Annotated in this window: 20 protein-coding genes, 1 tRNA gene and 1 pseudogene; 8 read left to right on the forward strand and 14 right to left on the reverse strand. The window is 73.2% G+C overall.

Going from position 1 to position 22,496, the window contains the following annotated elements:
* Genes O7598_RS29515 through O7598_RS29535 form a run of 5 tightly spaced genes read right to left on the reverse strand, consistent with a single transcriptional unit; the run spans window position 1 to window position 5,759 of the window.
* Window positions 1-1,506 (reverse strand): peptidoglycan D,D-transpeptidase FtsI family protein, encoded by a 1,506-nt coding sequence (locus O7598_RS29515; RefSeq protein WP_269694450.1) that lies wholly within the window; start codon window positions 1,504-1,506, stop codon window positions 1-3.
* Window positions 1,503-2,996 carry an FtsW/RodA/SpoVE family cell cycle protein gene (locus O7598_RS29520; RefSeq protein ID WP_269694451.1) on the reverse strand — a complete coding sequence of 498 codons (1,494 nt, stop codon included), beginning with the start codon at window positions 2,994-2,996 and terminating at the stop codon, window positions 1,503-1,505. The genes O7598_RS29515 and O7598_RS29520 overlap by 4 nt, the downstream gene beginning before the upstream one ends.
* A gap of 28 nt (window positions 2,997-3,024) precedes the next feature.
* Window positions 3,025-4,458, reverse strand: coding sequence for a PP2C family protein-serine/threonine phosphatase (locus O7598_RS29525; protein ID WP_269694452.1), 1,434 nt, complete (start codon window positions 4,456-4,458; stop codon window positions 3,025-3,027).
* Complete coding sequence (locus tag O7598_RS29530; protein WP_091062019.1) at window positions 4,455-4,946, reverse strand: FHA domain-containing protein FhaB/FipA; 492 nt, start codon at window positions 4,944-4,946, stop codon at window positions 4,455-4,457. Before O7598_RS29530 ends, O7598_RS29525 begins: the two co-directional genes overlap by 4 nt.
* 6 nt (window positions 4,947-4,952) lie before the next feature.
* Window positions 4,953-5,759: an FhaA domain-containing protein gene (locus tag O7598_RS29535; RefSeq protein ID WP_091062017.1), complete on the reverse strand. Its 807-nt coding sequence runs from the start codon at window positions 5,757-5,759 to the stop codon at window positions 4,953-4,955.
* Window positions 5,760-5,968: 209 nt separating this feature from the next.
* Here O7598_RS29535 and O7598_RS29540 point away from each other — a divergent pair.
* The 4 genes from O7598_RS29540 to O7598_RS29555 all read left to right on the forward strand — a co-directional run bounded on the left by O7598_RS29540 (window position 5,969) and on the right by O7598_RS29555 (window position 8,728).
* Window positions 5,969-6,054: transfer RNA gene (locus O7598_RS29540), tRNA-Leu, on the forward strand.
* A gap of 89 nt (window positions 6,055-6,143) precedes the next feature.
* Window positions 6,144-7,235, forward strand: coding sequence for an NAD-dependent epimerase/dehydratase family protein (locus O7598_RS29545; protein ID WP_269694453.1), 1,092 nt, complete (start codon window positions 6,144-6,146; stop codon window positions 7,233-7,235).
* Window positions 7,232-8,038 (forward strand): WecB/TagA/CpsF family glycosyltransferase, encoded by an 807-nt coding sequence (locus O7598_RS29550; protein ID WP_269694454.1) that lies wholly within the window; start codon window positions 7,232-7,234, stop codon window positions 8,036-8,038. The genes O7598_RS29545 and O7598_RS29550 overlap by 4 nt, the downstream gene beginning before the upstream one ends.
* A gap of 87 nt (window positions 8,039-8,125) precedes the next feature.
* A complete protein-coding gene (locus O7598_RS29555; RefSeq protein ID WP_269694455.1) occupies window positions 8,126-8,728 on the forward strand; it encodes a hypothetical protein in 603 nt (200 codons plus the stop codon).
* Here the strand turns inward: O7598_RS29555 and O7598_RS29560 are convergent.
* The 3 genes from O7598_RS29560 to O7598_RS29570 form a co-directional block, all read right to left on the reverse strand.
* Complete coding sequence (locus O7598_RS29560; RefSeq protein ID WP_269694456.1) at window positions 8,696-9,100, reverse strand: hypothetical protein; 405 nt, start codon at window positions 9,098-9,100, stop codon at window positions 8,696-8,698. The two genes, O7598_RS29555 and O7598_RS29560, sit on opposite strands and share 33 nt — an antisense overlap.
* A 151-nt stretch (window positions 9,101-9,251) precedes the next feature.
* The gene (locus tag O7598_RS29565) at window positions 9,252-9,473 is read right to left on the reverse strand and encodes a DUF397 domain-containing protein (RefSeq protein ID WP_269694457.1); all 222 of its coding nucleotides are present in this window, start codon (window positions 9,471-9,473) and stop codon (window positions 9,252-9,254) included.
* Window positions 9,443-10,324, reverse strand: a complete 882-nt coding sequence (locus O7598_RS29570) for a helix-turn-helix domain-containing protein (RefSeq protein ID WP_091062407.1) — start codon at window positions 10,322-10,324, stop codon at window positions 9,443-9,445. Before O7598_RS29570 ends, O7598_RS29565 begins: the two co-directional genes overlap by 31 nt.
* A gap of 547 nt (window positions 10,325-10,871) precedes the next feature.
* Here O7598_RS29570 and O7598_RS29575 point away from each other — a divergent pair.
* Entirely contained in the window at window positions 10,872-11,159 is a 288-nt protein-coding gene (locus tag O7598_RS29575; protein WP_269694458.1) for a hypothetical protein, read from the forward strand.
* A gap of 104 nt (window positions 11,160-11,263) precedes the next feature.
* Window positions 11,264-11,671, forward strand: a complete 408-nt coding sequence (locus tag O7598_RS29580) for a hypothetical protein (RefSeq protein ID WP_269694459.1) — start codon at window positions 11,264-11,266, stop codon at window positions 11,669-11,671.
* A gap of 4 nt (window positions 11,672-11,675) precedes the next feature.
* Here O7598_RS29580 and O7598_RS29585 read toward each other — a convergent pair whose 3' ends face one another.
* Complete coding sequence (locus O7598_RS29585) at window positions 11,676-12,740, reverse strand: PASTA domain-containing protein (protein WP_269694460.1); 1,065 nt, start codon at window positions 12,738-12,740, stop codon at window positions 11,676-11,678.
* 115 nt (window positions 12,741-12,855) lie between these two features.
* A complete protein-coding gene (locus O7598_RS29590; protein ID WP_269694461.1) occupies window positions 12,856-13,557 on the reverse strand; it encodes a PASTA domain-containing protein in 702 nt (233 codons plus the stop codon).
* A gap of 93 nt (window positions 13,558-13,650) precedes the next feature.
* On the opposite strand from O7598_RS29590, the pseudogene O7598_RS29595 reads away from it, so the two are divergent.
* Window positions 13,651-14,913: pseudogene (locus O7598_RS29595) on the forward strand (hypothetical protein); the annotation flags it as partial.
* A gap of 596 nt (window positions 14,914-15,509) precedes the next feature.
* On the opposite strand, the gene O7598_RS29600 reads toward O7598_RS29595, so the two are convergent.
* Together O7598_RS29600 and O7598_RS29605 are read right to left on the reverse strand one after the other, a co-directional pair.
* On the reverse strand, window positions 15,510-16,988 hold the full coding sequence (locus tag O7598_RS29600) for a glutamate--cysteine ligase (protein ID WP_269694462.1): 1,479 nt from the start codon (window positions 16,986-16,988) through the stop codon (window positions 15,510-15,512).
* 254 nt (window positions 16,989-17,242) lie between these two features.
* Complete coding sequence (locus tag O7598_RS29605; protein WP_269694463.1) at window positions 17,243-17,824, reverse strand: YceI family protein; 582 nt, start codon at window positions 17,822-17,824, stop codon at window positions 17,243-17,245.
* Between the two features lie 101 nt (window positions 17,825-17,925).
* On the opposite strand from O7598_RS29605, the gene O7598_RS29610 reads away from it, so the two are divergent.
* Window positions 17,926-18,420, forward strand: coding sequence for a MarR family winged helix-turn-helix transcriptional regulator (locus O7598_RS29610; RefSeq protein WP_269694464.1), 495 nt, complete (start codon window positions 17,926-17,928; stop codon window positions 18,418-18,420).
* Window positions 18,421-18,640: 220 nt separating this feature from the next.
* On the opposite strand, the gene O7598_RS29615 is transcribed toward O7598_RS29610, so the two are convergent.
* Both O7598_RS29615 and O7598_RS29620 read right to left on the reverse strand, forming a co-directional pair.
* Window positions 18,641-21,190, reverse strand: a complete 2,550-nt coding sequence (locus O7598_RS29615) for an ATP-binding protein (RefSeq protein ID WP_269694465.1) — start codon at window positions 21,188-21,190, stop codon at window positions 18,641-18,643.
* A gap of 101 nt (window positions 21,191-21,291) precedes the next feature.
* Window positions 21,292-22,446, reverse strand: coding sequence for an acyl-CoA dehydrogenase family protein (locus O7598_RS29620; RefSeq protein WP_269694466.1), 1,155 nt, complete (start codon window positions 22,444-22,446; stop codon window positions 21,292-21,294).
* Window positions 22,447-22,496: the final 50 nt, after the last annotated feature.

The following is a 22,496-nucleotide window of genomic DNA, read 5'->3' on the forward strand; positions in this document are numbered from 1 at the left end:
TCAGCGCCTCCCGGAGTCCGCGATGGCCGCCGCCATGATCCGGCCGGCGATCCGGGCCGCCTCGGCGCTGCCGCCGCTGCCGGCCTGCTCCAACTCCACACAGACGGCGGAGAGCGGGGTGCCGTCCTTGTCCATGGCGAAGCCGATGAACCAGCCGTGATCCGGCGTGTCCGGGCCGGACTGGGCGGTGCCGGTCTTGCCGCCGACCACGAAGCCGTCGATGTCGGCCCGGCGGCCGGTGCCCTCCTTCACCACGTTCTGCATCATCGACCGCAGGTCGGCCGACACCTGGCTGCTGACCGGGCGGCGCAGCTCGCGCGGCTTGGCGGCGTCGTAGACCGTGGTGCGGTCCGGCCCGAGCAGCTGCTTGACGAGGTACGGGCGCATCTGGCTGCCGCCGTTGGCGACCGCGGCGGCGATCAGCGCGCCCTGCAACGGCGTCATCCGCACGTTGTTCTGCCCGATAGACGACTGCGCCAGCGCGGCCGGGTCGGTGCTGCCGTCCGGGTTCTGCATGTCGCCGGTGCGGCTGGCCGCCACCGGCAGGCCACCGTCGCCGGTCTGGCCGACCGTGAGGTCCTCCTGCTCGAAGCCGAACTGCCGGGCCTTCTCCTTCACCTTGTCCGCGCCGAGTCGCACCCCGAGCTGCGCGAAGCCGGTGTTGCAGGACTCGGTCACCGCCTCCCGCAGGGTCACCTGCGACTCGGGACAGATCGACGGCGCCGCGTTCCGGATCGGCGCCCCCGAGGTCGGCGGGGTGTAGCTCGCACCGGCCGGGATCTGGGTCTGCTGGCCGATGCCGTTCTCCAGTGCGGCGGCAGCCATGACGATCTTGAAGGTGGAGCCCGGCGGCAGCACCTCGGCGAGCGCCCGGTTGGCCAGCGGCCGGTCCTTGTCCTTCTCCAACGCGTTGTAGGCCCGGTCGGCCTCCGCGCTGGAGTGGCTGGCCAGCGGGTTCGGGTCGAAGCTCGGCATCGAGACCAGCGCCTGGACCGCCCCGGTACGCGGGTCGATCGCGATCGCCGCGCCCTTCTTCGCCCCGACCTGGTTGTCGTTGAGCTGCTTGTACGCCGCCTCCTGCGCCCGCTTGGAGAGCGTCAGCAGCACGTTGCCGCCACCGGTCTCGTCACCGGTGAACATGTCCTTGATGCGGTTGGCGATGAGCGCGTCGCTGGTGCCGGCGAGGAAGTCGTTCTCCACCCGCTCGATGCCGCTCGCGCTGCCGTTGACCGGCTTCCAGCCGAGCACGTGCGCGTACATCTCCCCCTCGGGGTAGGTGCGCAGGTACTTCAGCTCCCCGCCGGTCTCCTTGCTCAACGCGTACGCGGTGCCGCCGACCTCGATGTTGCCGCGCTTGCGGTCGTACTCGGCGACCTGGACCCGACCGTTGTAGTCGCTGGTCCGGTATTCGTCGGCCTTGTAGGCCTGGATCCAGTTGAGGTTCGCGAAGAGCAACCCGAACAGGATCATCACGACCACACCGACGCGGCGCAGGGGTGCGTTCACGGTCGGATCACCTCCGTGGGGGCGCCGTGCAACTGCTCGGGCGGACCCCCGGCGGGCCGGGCCGCCGGACCGCGACCGCCGGTCACCGGCTGGCGGGCACCGTCGGAGACCCGTAGCAGCACCGCGATCAGCAGCCAGTTCGCCATCAGCGAGGAGCCACCGGCGGAGAGGAACGGAGTGGTCTGGCCGGTCAGCGGGATGAGCTTGCTGATGCCGCCGACGATGACGAAGACCTGGAGGCCCAGGGTGAACGCCAGACCGCCGGCGAGCAGCTTGCCGAACGAGTCCCGCACCGCCAGCGCGGCGCGCAGGCCCCGCTCGACGATCAGCAGATATACCACCAGCAGCGCGGAGAGGCCGAACAGGCCGATCTCCTCACCGATGCCGGCGAAGATGAAGTCGGTCTGCACCTCGGGCAGCAGCGTCGGCTGGCCGCCGCCCGGCCCGGCGCCGAAGAGGCCGCCGGTGCCCAACGTCAGCAGACCCTGGACGAGCTGGTAACCCCGGTCGTACGGCTCGGCGAACGGGTCGAGCCAGATCTGCGCCCGGTCGTAGAAGTTGGCGAACGGTCCACCCACCGTGCTGCCCAGCACATAGGCCAGGTAGGCGCCGCCGAAGAACAGGAGCAGACCGATGAGCAGCCAGCTGACCCGTTCGGTGGCGATGTAGAGCGTCACCACGAACATGCCGAAGTAGAGCAGCGACGTGCCCAGGTCCTTCTCGAAGACCAGCACCATGAGGCTGATCAGCCAGACCACCAGGACCGGGCCGAGATCCCGCCCACGCGGGAAGTCGATCCCGAGCACCCGCCGGCTGGCCAGCGAGAGCACCTCACGCTTGCGCACCAGGTAGTAGGCGAAGAACGTGAGCAGGGCCAGCTTCGCGAACTCACCCGGCTGGATCTGCCCCAGCCCGGGCACGATGATCCAGAGCTTGGCGCCGTTGATCTCGGAGAAGCGGCCGGGCAGGATCGCCGGGATCATCACCAGCACGATGCCGGCCAGCCCCAGCGTGTACGCGTAGCGGGAGAGCGTGCGGTGGTCGCGCAGGATCGCCAGCAGCGCGGCGGCGAGCACCACCGAGGCGAGCGTCCAGGCCAGCTGGCGGCCACCGGTGCCGGCGAAGATGGCCAGGTCCTCCCGCTCCGCCGGCGCGGCCTGGGCCAGGTCGAAGCGACGCAGGAAGCCGACCCCGATGCCGTTGAGCAGTGCCACCGCCGGCAGCAGCGCCGGGTCGGCGAACGGCGCCAGCCACCGGATCACCAGGTGCAGGCCGAGGAAGACCAGCCCCAGCGCGGCGGCGGGGATCCAGAAATCCCCGGTGATCGTGTCGAGCGCCTTCGCCTCGATCATCGCCGAGTATGCCGCCACCAGCACCATGGCCAGCAGGAGCAGGGACAACTCGGCGTTACGCCGGGACCGGGCCAGGCGTACGCCGGACTGCTCGCCCGTCGAGGCGGGCGAGGCTGCCGGTACGGCGGCTGCGGTCACGGATGCGTCCTCGGGATCGAGCCGGCGCTCACTCCGGCGACCGGCAACCGGCGGGATCGGCCGGCGGAACGGTGTCGGAGGGTACGGCGTCGGGCGTGATGGTCAACGTCGGCGCGGGCGTCGGCGTGCCCGCCGCCGGGGTCGGCGACCCGGGCGTGCCGGTGGCCGCCGGGCTCAGCGCACCGGCGGTCGCCACCGGGGTGGGACCGGGCGTGCCGGGCGTCGGGCCGGGCGGGCAGAGCGGCTTGAGGTTCGGGTTGGCCGGGTCGTCGCTGGTCAGCTCGGCCAGCCGGCGCTCGGCGTCCGGTTCGCTCTTGGCCTGGATGCCCTGCTTCACCCGCTCCTGGGCGGCCAGGGTGAGGTCGTCGAGCCGGGACCCGCTGCGCTCGTGCACGGCCGACAGGTCGAGCCCGGCGACCTGGCCGGGCACGCCGCGGAAGACCGCGAGCTGACCGTCGTCGGTGGCGCCGACGTAGTACTGCCGCTGGGTGTAGGTCCAGCCGCCGAAGATGCCGCCACCGACGATCACCGCCAGCGCGAGCACCATCGCCACCGTCCGCAGCGGCCGGCGTCGACGCTGGTCGGGCTCGTCGTCGCGGTTGTCGGCCGGCTCCTCGGGAGCGGGCGGACGCGGGGCGGACAGCGCCGAGGCGCGGGCCGCCGGGGTGGAGTCGTCGGCCGACGTGGCCATGCCCCGGTCGCGGGCGGCGGCGCCGCCGACGATCGGGGACGCCTCGACGATGTCCTGGTCGGTCGCGTCGGCGATGATCACGGTGATGTTGTCCGGGCCGCCGCCGCGCAGCGCGAGCTGCACCAGCCGCTCCACGCACTGCTGCGGGTCCGGGTATTCCCGCATGGTGTCGCCGATGGTGTCCGCGCTGACCACGCCGGAGAGGCCGTCGGAGCAGATCAGGTAGCGGTCGCCGGGCAGCACCTGGCGGACGCTGTACTCCGGGTCGACGTCGCGGCCGTCGAGCGCGCGGGTGAGCAGCGAGCGCTGGGGGTGGCTGCTCGCCTCCTCCGCGCTGATCCGACCCTCGTCGACGAGCATCTGGACGTAGGTGTCGTCCTTGGTGATCTGCGCGAACTCACCGTTGCGCAGGAGGTAGGCCCGCGAGTCACCGATGTGGACCATGCCGAGCTTGCTGCCGGAGAAGAGGGTCGCGGTGAGCGTGGTGCCCATCCCCTCCAGCTGCGGGTTGGCGTCCACGGTGTCGCGGAGCTGCTGGTTGGCGGTGCCGACGGCGGATCGGAGCGCGTCGACCAGGGCGTCACCGGGGACGTCCTCGTCGAGCGGCGCCATGGCACCGATGACGATGTTGCTGGCGACGTCACCGGCGGCCATGCCGCCCATGCCGTCGGCAACGGCGAGCAGCCGCGGTCCGGCGTAGACGGAATCCTGGTTGCCGTCTCGGATCAGACCGCGGTCGCTGTGGGCCGCGTAGCGCAGGGTCAGAGTCATGGCCGTAATTCGAGGGAAGTGCGGCCGATCCGGATCGGCACGCCGAGGGGGACGGGGGTTGGTCCGGTGACCTTAGCGCGATCGAGGTAGGTGCCGTTAGTCGATCCGAGGTCCTCCACGTACCACTGCCCGTCGCGCGGAACGAGCCGGGCGTGTCGGGCCGAGGCGTAGTCGTCGGTGATCACCAGGGTGGAGTCCTCCGCCCGACCGATGGTGATCTGGGCCTCCCCGAGGGTGATCCGCGTGCCGGCCAACTGACCGGCGGTGACCACCATCTGGTGGGCGGCGCGACCCCGCTTGACCTTCGCCGGCTTGCCGCTCGGGGGCTGGCTGGTCGACGCGCCGACCCCCCGTGGCGCGGCCACCAGCCGACCCGACCGGGCCCCCGCGAAGAGGTCCCGGCGGATCACGCCGACCACCGTGAAGACGAAGATCCACAGCAGGATGAGGAACCCGAACCGGGCGACGGTGATGACGAGCTCCGGCAACGGGGATCAGCCGTCCACGCGGAAGGTCAGCGTCGTGGTGCCGAGCTGGATCATGTCGCCGGGGTTGAGGGCCACCGCCGAGACCCGCTGGCCGTTGACCATCGTGCCGTTGGTGGACCCGAGGTCGGTCAGCACGACCTGGCCGCCGTCGAAGTCGAGCCGGGCGTGCCGCCGGGAGATCCCGACGTCGGGCAGGCGCAGGTTGGCCTGGTCACCGCGGCCGATCACCGTCGAGCCCATCTGCAGCGGGTAGGTGCGGCCGTCGCCGGAGACCAGCCGCACGTTGCGGCCGCCGCCGTGCCCGGGCGGGGGGCCGTAGCCGCCGCCCTGGTCGTAGGACGGGTAGGCCGGGCCGGCGTCGTAGCCGCCGCCCTGGTCGTAGCCGCCGGGCGCGGAGACCGGCGCGACGTCGCCGCCGGTGTAGACCTCGGCGGTCACCCGGAACATGCCGGTGTCCAGCCCCTCACCACGCTCGACCTCGACGATCACGTCGCCGTAGACCGTCCAGGCCTGCTCGCCGATGAACTCCGCCTGCGACTGGGCCAGTTCCTGGGCCAGCGCGGCGGCGTACGGCGCCAACCGACTGTGGTCGTAGGGCGAGAGATCGATCACGTAGCGGTTGGGCACCAACGTGCGCCCACCGGCCAGGATCGCCTTGTGCGCCTCGGCCTCCCGCTGCATGGCGTTGAGGATCTCCACGGGGTGGACCACCCCTTTGAAGACCTTGGCGAAGGCCCCCTCGACCAGGCCTTCCAGACGCTTCTCGAAGCGTTGCAGCACGCTCACCGGCTCCTCCTCGGGTCCCGAGGCAATGATGGTATCCGGACACCGCCTCCGCAGCTCACACGCCGCTCGGCCGGCTACCGTCGACCCGTTCGTGACCAGGCCCGCGAGCGTGCTACAGTTTCGCCCGCCACGAGCGGTGATCGTTCGTGGCGTGACCAGTGGACAGCGTAATATGTCCCGACACCCGCCGCAGATGGCGGGCGTGGGATGCGATATGGTGTTCCGGGTCTTGCCACGGGGATGTGGCGGAATGGCAGACGCGCACGGTTCAGGTCCGTGTGTCCGAAAGGACGTGGGGGTTCAACTCCCCCCATCCCCACCAGAACGAGGGCTCCGCAGGCTGCGGGGCCCTCGCGCCGTATCGGGGCGTACCGGACGTCACGCTATGCTCCGAGAGTTTCCCTGCCTCCCATGGACCAGGAGTGGCGTGTGAGTGTCGCGTTGGTGACCGGTTCCGGCGGTCTGATCGGCTCCGAGGCGGCCCGGCACTTCGCCGGCCTCGGTCTCGACGTGGTCGGCATCGACAACGACATGCGCCGGTACTTCTTCGGCGAGGACGGCTCGACCGCCTGGAGCCTGGACCGGCTCGCCGCCGACCTCGGGCCCGCCTACACCCACCACGCCGTGGACATCCGGGACCGCGACGGCCTGGAGAAGGTGTTCACCCGCTACGGGCGGGACATCGCCGTGGTGATCCACAGCGCCGCCCAGCCGAGTCACGACTGGGCCGCCAAGGAGCCCTACACCGACTTCGACGTCAACGCCGGTGGCACGCTCAACGTGCTGGAGAACACCCGGCGGCACGCGATCGACGCGCCGTTCATCCACTGTTCCACCAACAAGGTCTACGGCGACCGGCCGAACACGCTGCCGCTGATCGAGCTGGAGACCCGCTACGAGCTGCCCGAGGACCACCACTGGTACGGCGGCATCACCGAGGACATGTCGATCGACGAGTCGCTGCACTCGATCTTCGGCGCCTCGAAGGTCGCCGCCGACGTGATGGTCCAGGAGTACGGCCGCTACTTCGACATGAAGACCGCCTGCTTCCGGGGCGGCACGCTGACCGGCCCGGCGCACTCTGCGGCCGAGCTGCACGGCTTCCTGGCGTACCTGATGCGGTGCGTGATGGAGGGCCGGACCTACAACCTCTTCGGCTACAAGGGGAAGATGGTCCGGGACGCGATCCACTCCCACGATGTGCTCACCGCGTTCGAGGCGTTCTTCCGCGAGCCGCGCTCCGCCCAGGTCTACAACCTCGGTGGCGGCCGGCACTCGAACACCTCGCACATCGAGGCGTTCCGGATCGCCCAGGAGATCACCGGCCGCGAGGCGCAGATCAACTACGTCGAGCAGGCGCGCACCGGCGACCACCAGTGGTACGTCAGCAGCATGGCCCGGTTCGAGGAGCACTACCCGGCCTGGAAGATCACCTACGACGTGCCGATGATCCTCCGTGAGATCCACGAGGCGAACGCCGACAAGTGGGTGCCGAAGGCATGACCGCCGACACCAAGCGCAACGTGCTCGGCGTCGGGGTCGACGCCACCGACTACGCCCGGGCCACCGATGCGGTGGTCGACGCCGCCCGCGAGCGCCGCCCGCTGGCGCTGACCGCGCTGGCCGTGCACGGCGTGATGACCGGCGTGCTCGACCCGGCGCACAACGCCCGGCTCAACTCGTTCGACGTGGTCACCCCGGACGGGCAGCCGGTGCGCTGGGCGCTCAACCTGCTGCACGGTGCCGGCCTCACCGACCGCGTCTACGGCCCGGAGCTGACCCTGCGGGTGCTGGCCCGGTTCGCCGACGAGGGCCTGCCGGTCTATCTCTACGGCTCCACCGAGGAGACCCTGGCCCGGCTGATCCCGGCGCTGGAGCGAAAGTTCCCCGCCCTGAAGATCGCCGGGGTCGAGCCGTCCAAGTTCCGGGCGGCCACCCCCGGCGAGGACGCCGAGATCGCCGACCGGATCCGCGACAGCGGCGCCCGCCTCGTCCTGGTCGGGCTGGGCTGCCCCCGGCAGGAGGTCTTCGCGTACGCCATGCGGCCCCTGCTGGACATGCCGCTGATGGCCGTCGGGGCGGCGTTCGACTACCACGCCGGGCTGCTGCGCAATCCGCCACCGTGGATGCAGCGGGCCGGGCTCGAGTGGTTCTGGCGGCTCGGCCTGGAGCCGAAGCGGCTGTGGCGTCGGTACGTCATCCTCAACCCGGCCTACCTCGCCCGGCTGGCGGCGCAGAAGACCGGCATGTGGAAGGCCACCCCGCCGCCGCCGGCCACCGAGCGTCCGGCCACGTTCGACGTCTGACCCGACGTCCCCTACGGGAGAACGTTCCGGGTCGACCGGGGTGGCGTCCCGGATTCGGTGGACGGCGAACTGGGCAAGGCTGGGCCCATGGATGACCGTCTCGCCGTGCTGCTCCCCGTCGCCGCCGTCTGGCTGGCCGCCGCCCTCGTGGCGGAGGGCCTGCCCGGGCTGGACCGCGCCCGGGCGCTGCGCCGGCGTACCGGATGGTTGTCCGCCCTGGTGCTGACCGGCCTCGCGCTCACCGCGGCGGCCCTGGGCGCGGGCCTGCAGAGCGCCGGCGACACGGCGCTGGACCGGGCCGCCGCCGGGCTCGCCGTCGCTGCGGTCCCGGCCACGCTCGTCGCGGCCTGCACCGTACGCCGGGTCCGCCGGCTGCGGGCCGGCGCGGGCGCCTTCGCCACCGCGCCGGGCACCCCGGCGCCGCACGGACTGCGGGCGGCCGCCGCGCACCCGCTGATCGCCCTGCCGCTGCACGCGACAACGCTCGCGGTGCTCGCGGCGATGCTCCCGGCCGTCGGGCTCGACCTGTTCGCCGCGCCGGGCGTGGCCGGGCCGGCGATCACGGTCGCGGTGCTCGGCGTCGCCGCGATCGGGGTACGCCACGCGCTGCGGCACAACCGGCTCGCCGAGCGGGCGATGCCGCCGGCCGGCGCGGTGTCAGCGCGTCCGGCTCGCGCCCTGCACGTATAGCAGCTCCAGGATCGCCCGGGTCGCCTCGAACCACCGGTCCAGCCAGCCGGGCGGGGGGACGCTGCCCTTCGGGGGCAACTCCAGCAGCAGGCCGCGCAGCAGCGGATGGTCCACCAGGGACTCCTGCTGCTCCATCGGCCACCCGCTGGGCGGGAAGGACGGCTCGGTGAGCGGGTTCGGGTCGAGCGACGGCAGGGACAGCGCCGGGGCGGCCTGCTCCGGCGCGCCCGCGTCCCGGCCGGCGGGTTCCTCGCCGTCACCGGAGACCACCTCGGTCAGGACGGTGTCCCGGCGCGCGCCGCGGTACTTGCCACCGAACCGCTCCGGCTTGCCCGGGCCGTTGGTGAGATTCTCTGAACCGATCGTCGTCATCCGTCTCGCCTGCCTCGTTCGGTTGCCGATCCGTGCGGTTCAACGAGGCGGAGCGGAACTGGCGACGGGTGACGGCCTGCGGCGGTGCGGGCGGACGAAACGGTCCCGCCCGGCGACGCTGCCGGGCGGGACCATGCTCGGGTGGTGCCGATCAGCTCCGGCCGAAGGCCTCGCCCCTGGCGCCGGCGACGAAGGCGTGCCAGTCACCCGGGGCGAAGACCAAGGCCGGGCCGGCCTTGTCCTTCGAGTCCCGGACGCCGACCGCCCCGGTCACGTAAGCGACCTCCACGCAGTTGTCGCAGTTCGGCCCGCTCTTCGAGCTCTTGAACCACGTCGCCTGCGTCAGGTCCACGGGGAACTCCTTGGTCGCCATTTCCACAGCGGCTCCTCTGCCAGTTTCGCGATGTGTGCGACGGACTCCTCCGGTCGTATGGCCGCTGCTCGAATGTGATCGAAGATGAAGCTGTACTTCTGCAGTTCGTCGCTCTTCTCCAGGAAGAGCCCACCCGTGGCGTTCTCCGCGTACACGACATCCGGATCACTAGGTTCGGGGAAGCTGAGAATCGTGAAGGTCCCGTCCATGCCGGCGTGCGCACCCACCTCGAAGGGCAGGACCTGCACCGTCACGTTCGGCAGTTCGGCCACCTCCACCAACCGCTTGAGCTGACCACGCATGACCGCGTCGCCGCCAACCGGCCGGCTCAGCACCGCCTCATCGAGCACCACCCACAGATCGACCGGATCGTCCTGCGTCAACAACGACTGACGGCCCAGTCGGACACGCACCCGTTGTTCGATCTGATCGGCGGTGAAGTCCGGCCGGGCGGCGCGGATCATCGCCCCGGCGTACTCCTCGGTCTCCAACAGGCCCGGCACGACCTGCTGTTCGTACGCCCGGATCGAGCTGGCGGCGGCCTCCAGCCCGACGTACGCGCCGACCAGCACCGTGCTGTAGGGGTGCCACCAGCCCTTCTGCCGCGCCTCCCGGGCGATCTGCACCAGCTCGTCGCTCTCCGCCCCGACCACCCCGTAGATCCGGAGCATGTCCCGCACGTCGCGGGGTGTGGCGGTGGTGTGCCCGGTCTCGATGCGGGAGACCTTCGACGCCGAGCACTCCAACTGCTCGGCGACCGCCTCTATGGTGATGCCGGCTGCCTCCCGTTGGCGGCGGAGTTCGGCCCCGAGACGGCGCCGGCGGATGGTCGGGCTGCGCCGTTCGCTCACGAGCACTCCTCGGTACGCGGCTGCGGGGCCGGCGGGCAAGCGTTCGCGGCGGGGGTGGTGCCGGTCGTCGACCGGCCGCGACGGGCGAAACCGGCGTCCAGTGTGCCGCCCCGACACCTGAGGCTTCAAGCGTCCCGTTCACGTGTCCCGCTCACCTATCGGCAAAAGTCGACGTGCAACTTGCATGACGCACGTCGCTGATGCACTCTGTCCGTATGGCACGGGTTACTCACCGTCTTCGGTTGATCTCCGGGCGTGGTGACACCACGGTTCGCGGGACGGCCGGAGGGGAGCCGTCCCGCGCCGTGAGACCTGCACCGGAATGAAGACCCCGCCGCTGCATGCCGGCTCGGCTGCGGCGGCGGGAGCGGTAACCGGGAGCAGCCGGGTGATGGTCGGGTGGCGGTCCGCCACCGCGGGTACGGCCCGACCAGCACCGACCCACCGACCGTCGGTCCACGAGGCAGAACCCCCGTCACCGGACCGCACCCGACCCCCGTTCAGTCTCGCCGGCCCCGCCGCCGGCCGAACCTTCCCAGGAGCCCATGTGCTTCCCCGCTCCGGTGACGTACTGCACGTGACGCGCGCGGCGAGTGTCCAGTTCTTCCGACCGATCATGTTCCGGGTGATCCGGGTACTCGACTGGCCGACCTACGACGGTTGGCTCTGGCTCGACGGCTACGAGTTGAACGCGGCGGGGGACGCGGTCAACCGACGGTCGATCTTCGTACAGCAGGAGGGGCTGCGGCAGGTCCAGGCCGCGCCGGTCCCTCGGCAGCACACCGTCCGCACCGCCCGGCGACCGATCGCACGGACTCCGGTCCGGGTGGGCTGACCTCACGATTCCCGGCCGGGTGGGCGTGCCGTCGCCATAGAATCGGTACGCCCACCCCGGCACGTTCCACCCCGCGCGCCCCGGACCCTGAACCAGGGATGGTCATGGTCAAACTGCCCGCCGCGCGGCGGCACCGTCGGTCCCGCATCGGCTACGCCCTCGGGCTCCTCGTGTTCCTCGGGGTCGCCACCGCGCTCGCGCTCGTGGTCCGCAACCCGGCCTTCTCCGCCACCCAGCAACTGGCCGAACCCGTGCCCGCCCCGGAGATCACCGTGGCCGAGCGGGAGGCCGGCTCGGCCACCGAGCCCGAGCCGGACGAACCCGGGGGCGTCGCCGCCGAGGCACCACCCACCTCCGGTACGGCGGGCGTCGGTGCCGGGGAGGGCTCGCTCGCCGACCGTGCCGGCGACCCGGTCGAACCCGGCCGGTCGCTGTTCTACACCGGGCTGCTCGGACTCGCCATCTCACTCGCCGGGCTCGGCCTGGTCGGCACCCGACGCCGGCAGTGGTGAGGCGTCAGGGGGTCGCGGTGGTGGTCGGCGTGGAGCCCGAGGTGGTCCGCGCCGTCGTCGGCGCCCCGGTGGTGGGCTCCGCCGGCTCGGCCACCACGAGGGTGACCCGCTCGCCCTCGCCCACGGAGTAACCGGCCTCCGGATCCGTGGCGATCACGGTGCCGGCCGGCCGGTCCGACGGCCGGCGCTGCACCCGGTAGTCGATACCGAGCCGGTCCAGTGCCGCCCGGGCGGCCGACTCCGGCAGCCCCACCAACGGCGGCATCGGCACCTCCGCCGCCGTCGTGGTCGGCGGCGTGCTCGGCGACGAACTGCTCGGCGACGCGCTGGTCGGCGCGGCGCTCGTCGGCGCGGAGGCGCTCGGCGCCGCCGACGGCGACGTGCCCGGCCCGGAGTCGCGGTCCGCGGCGCGCAGCGCCAGCCAGACGCCGAGCGCGATCAGCCCGATCAGGACCAGGGCGAGGACGCCCAACAGGATCGGCATCCACCAGCGGCGGCCGGCCTGCTCGTCGCCGTACCACTCGGCACCCGGCTCCGGGTAGCCGGCCGGTCGCGGCGGCGGCACCCCGGCCCGCCCCGACCAGGCCCCACCGCCGACCGGCTCCTGCCGGCTGGTGGCGTCGAGGGGCCGCGAGGGGCCACCGGGCAGCGGCCGGGTGGCGTCGCCGCCCGCGCCGCCGGGCTGGACCCGCGTCGCGTCCCCGCCACGGTCACCCGGCATCGCCCTCGTGACGTCCGCGTCGCGGGGCATCGCCCGAGTCGCGTCCGCATCCGCGCCGCGCGGCATCGCCCGGGTGACATCCACGTCGTCCCCGCCGCCGGCCGCGTCACGGGGTATGGCCCTCGTCGCGTCCGCATCCTCGCCACCGGCCGCGCCGCGCGGCATCGCCCGGGTGACATCCGCGTCGTCCCCGCCGGCGGCGACGTTGCCGGGCATGGCCCGGGTGGCGTCCGGGTCGGCGGCACGGTCGGGCAACGTGGGTCGGGTGGGGTCGGCACTCCGATCCGGCGGCAGCGCCCCGGTCGGGTCCGCGTCGCCGGCCGGTGGCTCCCGACGGTCGTCGCTCATGACACACGTCCTTCCCCACCCGGGACGGGGCACACGGCCCTCGAACGTCCACGGTAGCGGGCCACGACCACGCCGGCCGGGATCAGCGCGCCGGCCCGGCCCGTCGGCCGTACCGTCAGGGGGTCGGCGACTCGACGGCGGTCGGCGGGTCGGCGGGCGCGGTGCCGCATGTCAACGTGACCTGGTCGTTCCAGCGGGCGGCGCCCCCGGCGACCGGTTCCTGTGCGGTGACCGCCCCCTGGCGACCAGTGCGGTAGCGGGGATAGAGCCCCGCCTCCACCAGGGCGTCGGCCGCGTCGGAACAGGACCGGCCACCCAGGTCGGGCACGGTGACGGCCGGCGCCGGCCCGGCGACCCAGACGGTGACGGTGACGCCGCGTTTGACCGGCGCGCCGGGCCGCGGTGACGTCCGTTCCACGTCCCGGCCCGAGCCGCTACCGAACACCAGCCGCCAGCCGAGCCGGCGGTCCCGCAACTCCTGTCGGGCCTGCTCGAAGTCGGTGCCCACCAGCTCCGGCACCGTGAGCCCGGCCGGGGTGGTCGACCGCGTACCGGTCGGGCGGTCCTCGCCGGGCCGGTCGGCGCTGGGCGTCACCGCGGTGGGCGGGGACGACGGGGCGGCCGGCGGTGGCGCGGCCTCCGACGACGCGGTCGGTCGGTCCGGCTCACCGGCCAGCACCCAACCCACGCTGCCGCCGATCACCGCCAGCAGCGCCACCGCCAGGCCGCCGCCGACCAGGAGTCGGCTCCGACCCGGGCCGGTCTCCTCGCGCACCGGCTGCTGATCGTCCGTCATCGCGTCCACCGCCTCAGTCATCGGCGACCGTAGCCGGTGCCGCCAAGCCACTCACGCCCGGCCGGCGGTTCCCACGACTCGCCGGGCCGACCTCGGGACGCTACGCTGCCCCGCATGGCCAGACGGGGCTGGGGAGGATCGACCGCCGCCGCGCTCGGCGTGGCTGCCGGCGCGGGTGCCGCGCAGCTCGGCTTCGGCTACGGGCTCGGCATCATCAACTGGACGCCCACCGGCACCGTACGGGTCGAATCGGCGTGGGTGGCGAGCCTCGCCTGGGCCACCTGGATCGCCGCGACCTCGGTCGTCGTCGGCGCGGTCTGCGCCCAGCGCCTGCGCGGCGGTGACGAGCCGGTGGGCGCGCTGCCCCGGCTCGGGCTCGCGCTCGCCGCCGGTGTCGGCGCGCTGGTCACCGTGCTGCTGGTGGCGGTGCCGGCCCGAGCGGCACGGGTGCCGGACACCACCACGCCGCAGACCGTCGCCGCCGCGTACGCGACCGCCGGGCTGGTGCTCGGCGTACTGCTGGCCATCTGGGCGCTGCACACCCGCGCCGCCGCCACCAACCTGCTCGCCACCACCGGCTGGCTCTGGCTGCTCGCCGTGGTGTCGGTGGTCGACGGGGTGCTCTCCGGCCGCGGTCTGACCACCGCCCAGCTCGGCATCTGGCAGATCAGCGCGGACCGCGCCGGATTCTGGATCCGTGACTACTTCTACTGGCCGGGGGCGCTGCTCTCGCTGGGCTCCGCCCTGCTGATCGGAGTGCTGGCCGCCCGACGCGCGACCCGGTCGCCCCAGGCACGCGTCGGCGCCACCGCCTCCGGTGCCGCCGGCCCGCTGCTGGTCGCGTTGGCCTACCTGCTGGCCGTGCCGCGGCTGGCCGGGATCGCCGCCGAGCAGCTGTCGGCCCACCTGATCGCCCCGTACGCTGTGATCGCCGGCGTGGGCGGCTCGGTCCTGGTGGCCGCGCTGGCCCAGCGGGCCGACCGGCGGGCCGCGGACCGCGCGGCGGCAACCATGCCCGACCAGCGCGCCGAAGGGCTGCCGGAGCCGACCGGCGAGGAGCGGGTGGTCGGCAAGGAGCCGGTGGACGACGGACAGCCGGTGGTGGACGAGCCGCAGGTGGGCGACGGATCGCCGGCCGGGGTGAAGCCGGCGGGGCGGTTCTTCCGTCGTCGCGCTGCCTCCCGCACCGCGCCGGCACTCCGGAACCTGCCGGGCGACGGGTCCGCTGCGTCCGACGGGACCGGAACGACCGACGTCGCCGCGTCCGCCGGGACCCGCCCGGACGGTGGACGGACGTCGACGGAGGTGTCAGGCCCGCCCGCCGGACCGGCGCGGGCAACCGGCCACGCCCGGGAGACGACGCCGGGCTCAGCCCGCGAGACGGTGACCGGCGCCGGCCGCGAGACGGTGACCGGCGCCGGCCGCGAGACGGTGACCGGCGCCGGCCGCGAGACGGTGACCGGCGCCGGCCGCGAGACGGTGACCGGCGCCGGCCGCGAGACGGTGACCGGCGCGGGCCGCGAGACGACGGCGGCCTCAGGTCGCGAGGCAACAGTCGGTTCAGGCAGCGAGGCGGCGTCGGGGCACGACGCGGGGGCCGGTTCAGGCGGCGAGACGGCGGCCTCAAGGCGCGACGCCGTGGCGGCGGAGCAGGACGCGCGGGCGGGCCGCAGCGGACCGGCGGGCGGTGGAGCGGCCGGGCCGTCGGGTGGCCCCGCGCGGACGACCGGCGCTCGCCGGAGCCGGGCGCTACCCCAGCAGCGGCAGCCCGACGACGCTCCGCGGATCACCACCACCGACCGGCCCGGGGTCGACGAACCGGAGGCCCCGGACGGCACGGTCACACCGCCGTCGCCGGCCGCCGAACCGAAGGCTCGCCGCCGTACCCGCTGAGGCCGGCACTGCCGTGGGCAGGTGTTAAGCGGGGGCCCCGCCTCTACCGAAAACGTTAAGCGGGGGCCCCTCCTTACACCTCAGTCGACGGGCCAGGTGTGGACGGGCTCGTTGGTGCGCTGCAACTCGGCGTAGCGCTGGACCATGTGGTGCAGGGCGGCCTTCCGGTCCATGCCACGGTGCCGCTCGGCCGCCCACACCGTCTCGGTCTGCCAGACCGCGCCGTTGCGGCCGGTACGACAGCGTCCCTCGATCACGCCGAGAAGGCGGTCGCGCTCGGCCGGGGCGACGCCGAACCCGTCCAGCCCCTGCGCGGCCACCGGCAGCAGCGTGTCGAGGACGAGCGTGGTGACCGGCACGTCGCCGAGCCGGGGCCAGTGCAGCACCGCGTCGATGCCGCGCCGCGCGGCGGCGTGGAAGTTCTCCTCGGCCGAGCTGAACGTGAGCTGGCTCCAGATGGGACGTTCCGCCTCGGCGAGGCCACGGGCGAGGCCGAAGTAGAGCGCGGCGTTGGCGAGCATGTCCACCACGGTCGGGCCGGCGGGCAGCACCCGGTTCTCCACCCGGAGGTGGGGGCGGTCGTTCATGATGTCGTAGACCGGGCGGTTCCAGCGGTAGACGGTGCCGTTGTGCAGCCGCAGCTCACCGAGTTTGGGCACCCCGCCGGCGTGCAGCACCTCGACCGGGTCCTCCTCCTCGCAGATCGGCAGCAGCGGCGGGAAGTAGCGGACGTTCTCCTCGAACAGGTCGAAGATCGAGGTGATCCAGCGCTCACCGAACCAGACCCGCGGGCGTACGCCCTGGGCCTTCAACTCGTCCGGCCGGGTGTCGGTGGCCTGCTCGAACAGGGCGATCCGGGTCTCCGCCCAGAGCTGCCGGCCGTAGAGGAACGGCGAGTTGGCGCCGATGGCGACCTGGACGCCGGCGATCGCCTGGGAGGCGTTCCAGTGGTCGGCGAAGCTGTCCGGCGCGACCTGGAGATGGAACTGGAGGCTGGTGCAGGCGGCCTCCGGCGCGATCGAGTCGGTGTGCGTACGGAGCCGCTCGACGCCGTTGATGTCCAGCTCGATGTCCTCGCCCCGGGCACCGACGATCTGGTCGTTGAGCACCCGGTAGCGCTCGTCCGTGGAGAGGTTGTCGGCGACCAGGTGCCGCTCGGTGAGGGTGGGCAGGATGCCGACCATCACGATGGTGGCGTCGGACTTGGCGGCCCGCTCGTCGGCGCGGCTGAGGCTGCTGCGCAGGTCCTGTTCGTAGTCGGTGAACCCGCTGCCCTCGATCAGCCGGGGCGACGCGTTCAGTTCGAGGTTGAACTGGCCCAGTTCGGTCTGGAAGAGCGGGTCGGCGATGTCGGCCAGGATCTGGTCGTTGCGCATGGCGGGCTCGGCGGCGGCGTCGACCAGGTTCAGCTCGATCTCCAGCCCGGTCATCGGCCGGTCTGCGTCGAAGCCGAAGTCGTCGAGCATCAACGCGAAGACGTCCAGGCACCGTCGGACCTTCTGCCGGTAGCGGACCCGATCCTCGCGGGAGAAGGCGCCCTGCTCGACGTCCCTGCCCATGTGTCCTCCCGGCGCCGGCGCGGCGGAACCGTTGGCGTTCCGCAACGCATTGTGAACCATCCACGTGATCTGCGTAAGTGCCTCCGGCCCTGGTGGAAGCGCGGGTCGGGTGCAGGTCTGCACCTGTACCCCGCCACCGCCTCGCGCAGCGCATGTAACCAGCGAACATCACGTGACAATCCGCACGGCCCCGAATACGGGACGGGCCCACGCCGTCGGTTTCGACGGTGTGGGCCCGTGGGCCTGGCGACGGCTCAGCCCTGGCGGATGGCCTCGCCCTCGATCTCGATCTTGACCTTGCGGCCGACCAGGACGCCACCGGTCTCCAGGGCGACGTTCCAGGTCAGGCCGAAGTCCTCCCGGTCGATCTCGGTGTGCGCGGAGAAGCCGAAGATGTCCTGCCCGAACGGGCTGCGGCCGACGCCCTCGAACTCGACCTCGAGGTCCACCGGGCGGGTCACGCCCTTGACGGTCAGCTCACCGGCGAGCACGAACTCGTTGCCCTCGCGGGACTTCACACCGGTGCTACGGAACTCCAGCGTCGGGAACTGTTCGGCGTCGAGGAACTCCGGGCTGCGCAGGTGCCCGTCGCGGTCCGCCTGCGCGGTGTTGATGCTGGCGGCCTGGATGCTGGCCGTGACCGCGGACTGCAGCGGGTCGTCGGTGACGGTGATGGTGGCGGTGGCCTCGGCGAACTCGCCGCGTACCTTGCTGACCATCATGTGCCGCGCGACGAAGCCGACCCGCTTGTGCGCGGCGTCCAGAACGTAGGTGCCGGGGGCCGGGATCGTGAGGCCCTCCCAGTCGCGGGTAGTCGCCTCGGTGCTGCTGGTCATGATGCTCTCCTCCGGAGAAGATTGTTTAGTAGCCCAACGGCTGACTGAGCAACTATAACTACAGCAATATTCCCCGTGTCAAGTGCTGCTAGGATGGTGGCGTGGACCAGAACGTGTTCGACGACCCCCGGATCACCGCCGTCGGCCTCCTCTACGAGGCGCACGCCGGGCTCTCCGCCCGGTTCGCCGCCCAGTTCGAGGAGCACGGGCTCTCCCCGGTCGAGTTCGAGGTGCTCACCCGCCTCGCCCGCTCGCCCAACAACCAGCTGCGGATGACCGACCTCGCGTCGCAGACCTCGCTCTCCACCAGCGGCGTCACCCGGGTGGTCGACCGGATGGAACGCGACGGCCTGATCCGCCGCCGGGCCTGCCCGTCGGACCGGCGCAGCTCCTTCGCCGTGGTCACAGCCGCGGGCCTGGGTCGACTGGACGAGATCCTCCCCGGCCACCTGAAGATCATCGAGCAGTGGTTCACCGGGCAGCTCGCGCCGGCCCAGCTCGACGGGCTCCTGGACGGGCTGCGTCGGGTGCGGGACGCGGTCCACCCGGGCGCCACCGCCGGCAGCACCGAACCGGCCGGAAGCACCGCCTGCTGAGCCGCCGCTACCCGCCGGTCACCGGCAGAAGGACCGGCAGAACCGCCCCGCTGGGGGAGCAAAGGCGACAAAGACTAATGAACCACTCGGCGCGCCTGGATAGGCTGCCGAAAGCGGGGGGCACCGGGGGGTGCTGGCGCGAGCGTGGAGCGAGGGGCAGCACCAGGGGGCTACTTCGCTCGCGCCACCCCCGCGCCCTCCCTGGAGCCCACCGGCTCCCTCAGGCCCGCCGCGCGCGCTCCCGCCGCGCCGCCAGCGAGTAGAGCAGTTCCTCCTCCCGGGGCAGCAGGCTGACGCCGGTGACCTGCCGCGCCCGCTCCAGCCGATCCAACACGGCCGCGTCCCCCGTGCTGGCCGCCAACCCCACCAGCGCCTCGACCAGGTCCCGCCGGTCCGCGCCACCGGCCGCCGCCTCGGCCGCCGCGGCGAACCACTCCGCCGCCAACTCCCGGTCACCCCGGTTCAACGCCACCTGACCCTCGATCAACGCGCGGAGCGCGTCCTCGGTGCGGGCGTCCCGGCCCGGCCCGGAGGGCTCCCACCGCTCGGCCGCCGAGGGGCGGCGTGGACCGGGCACCACGTTCGAGGGCCAGAGCTCGGCCACCACCGCCAGCGCCTCGTCGTCCCGCCCCTGGAGCGCGAGGGCCAGCCCGACGCCGCCGATCGTCCGGCGGCGTCGACCCGGATCGCCCAGCTCGACGAGCGCGGCCGCCGCCCGCCGCCCCTGCTCGACCGCCTCGGCGTAGCGACCCTCCAGTCGGGTCAGCTCGGCCAAGTCGGCCCGCGCCAGCAGCCGGAGCCGCTGGTCGCCGCACTGCGCGGCCAACCGGTCGACAGTGGCCAGCCGCCGCCGGCCACCGGCCAGCTCCCCCACGCGTACGTCGTGCCAGGTCAGGTGATGCTGGGCGACCGCCATTTCGCGTACCCGGCCGTGCCGGGTGGCCAGCGCCAGCGCGGCGTCGGCCTGCTCCCGGGCCTCGTCGTGCGCGCCGAGACCGCGCAGCACCGCGCAGAGCACCGACCGGGCGGACAGCTCGCCGGTCACGTCGCCGGCCTCGGCGAAGACCGCCAGCGCCGCCCGTGCCGCCGGTAGCTCCTCCGGCCCCGCCCCGTGCTCGGCGGCCAGCCGGGCCGAACCGAGCAACGCCCAGGCCCGTAGCACCGGCGGCGCGCCGGCGGTACGCGGGTCGGCCAGCAACCGACGCAGCCACCGCCGCCCCGAGACGTCCCGCCCCCGCAGCCGCCACCACCGGGGCAGCGCGGCGGCCAGCAGCAGCGCGATCGCCGGCGCGTCCTCGGCGGCGTACGCCAGCGCGGCGCTGATGTCGCCGCTCGCCTCGTCGAGCAGGTGCACGGTGCCGGGCAGCTCGGCACCGACCAGGCCGGGCGCGGTGCGCCGGACCAGCCCGGCGATCACCGAGGCGTGTCGCAGCCGGATGGCCGCCGTCTCGAACTCCAGATCGGCCCGCTCGGCCGCGAAGTCGCGGACCGCGTCCAGCAGCCGGAACCGGAACGGGCCGGTGCCCCGCACGCTGAGCAGGCCCAGCTCGCGCAGCCGGTCCAGCAGCGGGACCGCGTCCCACCGGTGGCCGCCGTCGGCGAGCAGCTCCTCGGCCAGCTCGACCGACCAGCGGTTGCGGAACGCGGACAGCCGGCGCAGCGCGGCACGGTCGGCGGAGGCGAGCAGGTGGTAGCTGGTCGCCACCGCCTCGCGCAACGTCACCGTGCCGGCGACCGGATCGGCCGGCTCCCAGCCGGGACGCACGCCGGCCAGGTCGAGGACGCGGTCGCCGTACCGGTCGAGCAGCTCGGTGACGTCGAGGATCCGGCCCCGCGCGGCCATCAGCTCGACGGCCAGGGGCAGCCCGCCGAGGCGGCGGACCAGCGCGGCGAGCGCCGGCAGCTCGGCCCGGGTGGGCGGCGCGTGCCGGGCCTGGGTGAACCGGGCGGCGAAGAGCGCCGCGGCCGGCCAGCGGTCCAGCTCGGCCCGGTCCGCCGGCTCCACGCCGACCGGCGGCACGTCGAGCGGCGCCACCGGCCGGATCAGCTCACCGGGAAGCCCGACCGGCCGACGGCCGGTCACCAGCACCCGCAGGCCCGGCGCGGCCCCGGTCAGCGACCGCAGCGCCTCGGCCACCGGCCCGGGTGCCCGGTCGACGGCGTCGACCAGCAGCAGCGCCGGCCGGCCGGCGAACCGGCAGGAGAGGTCGGCGAGCCGGTTCACGCCGAACACCGACGTCGAGGCGGCGAGCACGTCGGCGGCGTCCGAACCCTCGCCGACGAGCACCCCGGCCACGCCGGCCGGGTGCCGGGCCGCGACCGCGTGGGCGACCGTGAGCGCAAGCGCGGTCTTGCCGACGCCGGCCAGCCCGACCAGGCTCACCACCGGATGCGCGTAGATCAGGGCGGACACCTCGGCGACGTCGCGATCCCGGCCGAGCAGCGGCACGGGCTGGGGCAGCGCCATCGGCGTACCCGGATCGGGTTCGACCTCGACCGGCGCGGCGGCCGGCACCGGCCGGGCGGTGGCGACGAACTCCCGCCGGGAGGCCCCGGTCAGGCCGAGCGCGTCGGCGAGCAGATCGACTGTGGTGCGTTGGGGCCGGGTCGCCCGGCCCCGCTCCAGATCGCGGACGGTCCGCACCCCCACGCCCGCCCGGTCGGCCAGCTCGGCCTGGGTCAGGCCGGCGACGAGCCGGTGCCCGCGCAACAGATCGGACAGCGGCGTCCGGCTACCCGGGCTCCACGAACGATCATGATCGGGAGTCATGGGCACGAAGAGTACGGATGGGATCCGACGCTCCACAGCCGATCGTCAACCACCCGACCGTACGACGCCGATATCCGACAGACGGCCGAGGCGGGCGGCGGTCACATGCCGAGGTCGCGCGCGATGATCATGCGCTGCACCTCGCTGGTGCCCTCGCCGATCTCCAGGATCTTGGAGTCGCGCCAGAAGCGCGCGACCGGATACTCGTTCATGAAGCCGTACCCGCCGTGGATCTGGGTCGCCTCGCGGGCGTTGTCCACCGCGACGGTGCTGGCGTGCAACTTGGCGATCGCGGCCTGCCGCTTGAACGGCTCACCGGCCAGCATCCGGGCGGCCGCGTCGTAGTAGGCCAGCCGGGCGGTGTGCGCCTTCATCTCCATGTCCGCGATCTTGAACTGGATGGCCTGGTAGTTGCCGATCGGCTGGCCGAACGCCTGACGCTCCTTGGCGTACTTGATCGACTCGTCGACGCAGCCCTGGGCCAGGCCTACCGCGAGCGCCGCGATGGCGATCCGGCCCTCGTCCAGGATGCGCAGGAACTGGGCGAAGCCCCGACCGCGCTCGCCGAGCAGGTTGGCCGCCGGCACCCGGCAGTCGTCGAAGGTCAGCTCGTGGGTGTCCGAGGCGGTCCAGCCGACCTTGGAGTAGCCGGGCGCGACCGTGAAGCCGGGCGTGCCGGACGGCACGATGATCGTGGACAGCTCCTTGCCGCCGTCCGGCCGGGTGCCGGTGACCGCGGTGACGGTGACCATCGCGGTGATGTCGGTGCCGGAGTTCGTGATGAACGCCTTCGAACCGTTGATCACCCACTCGTCGGTCGCCTCGTCGAGCACCGCCCGGGTCTGGGTGCCGCCGGCGTCGGAGCCGGTGCCCGGCTCGGTCAGCCCGAAGCCGGCGAGCGCCTCACCGCTGAGCAGCTTCGGCAACCACTGCGCCTTCTGCTCGTCGGTGCCGAAGCGGTAGATCGGCATCGCGCCCAGCGACACCGCCGCCTCCAGGGTGATCGCCACGCTGGAGTCGACCCGGGCCAGCTCCTCCAGCGCCAGGCAGAGCGCGAAGTAGTCGCCGCCCATGCCGCCGTGCTCCTCGGCGAAGGGCAGGCCGAACAGGCCCATCTTGCCCATCTGCCGGATCACCTCGTACGGAAAGGTGTGGTTCTCGTAGTGCTCGCCGATCACCGGGGCGACCACCTCGCGGGCGAAGTCCCGGACGCTCTCCCGCAGCGCCTGCTGCTCCTCGTCGAGCCGGAAGTCCATGTCGATCCTCCTGGAAGGGGCGGGCCGCCGGACGCTCGTGACGCCGGGAG

Source organism: Micromonospora sp. WMMC241 (genome assembly GCF_027460165.1).
Classification (GTDB): Bacteria; Actinomycetota; Actinomycetes; order Mycobacteriales; family Micromonosporaceae; genus Micromonospora; species Micromonospora humi.

Coding starts and splice junctions, on each gene's coding strand:
- O7598_RS29525 (WP_269694452.1), bottom strand. CDS start 4,458: ATGACTCTGACCCTGCGCTACGCGGCCCACAGCGACCGCGGTCTGATC.
- O7598_RS29615 (WP_269694465.1), bottom strand. CDS start 21,190: ATGACTCCCGATCATGATCGTTCGTGGAGCCCGGGTAGCCGGACGCCG.
- O7598_RS29585 (WP_269694460.1), bottom strand. CDS start 12,740: ATGAGCGACGACCGTCGGGAGCCACCGGCCGGCGACGCGGACCCGACC.
- O7598_RS29560 (WP_269694456.1), bottom strand. CDS start 9,100: ATGACGACGATCGGTTCAGAGAATCTCACCAACGGCCCGGGCAAGCCG.
- O7598_RS29580 (WP_269694459.1), top strand. CDS start 11,264: ATGGTCAAACTGCCCGCCGCGCGGCGGCACCGTCGGTCCCGCATCGGC.
- O7598_RS29550 (WP_269694454.1), top strand. CDS start 7,232: ATGACCGCCGACACCAAGCGCAACGTGCTCGGCGTCGGGGTCGACGCC.
- O7598_RS29600 (WP_269694462.1), bottom strand. CDS start 16,988: ATGGGCAGGGACGTCGAGCAGGGCGCCTTCTCCCGCGAGGATCGGGTC.
- O7598_RS29555 (WP_269694455.1), top strand. CDS start 8,126: ATGGATGACCGTCTCGCCGTGCTGCTCCCCGTCGCCGCCGTCTGGCTG.
- O7598_RS29590 (WP_269694461.1), bottom strand. CDS start 13,557: ATGACTGAGGCGGTGGACGCGATGACGGACGATCAGCAGCCGGTGCGC.
- O7598_RS29545 (WP_269694453.1), top strand. CDS start 6,144: ATGGACCAGGAGTGGCGTGTGAGTGTCGCGTTGGTGACCGGTTCCGGC.
- O7598_RS29605 (WP_269694463.1), bottom strand. CDS start 17,824: ATGACCAGCAGCACCGAGGCGACTACCCGCGACTGGGAGGGCCTCACG.
- O7598_RS29565 (WP_269694457.1), bottom strand. CDS start 9,473: ATGGCGACCAAGGAGTTCCCCGTGGACCTGACGCAGGCGACGTGGTTC.
- O7598_RS29620 (WP_269694466.1), bottom strand. CDS start 22,446: ATGGACTTCCGGCTCGACGAGGAGCAGCAGGCGCTGCGGGAGAGCGTC.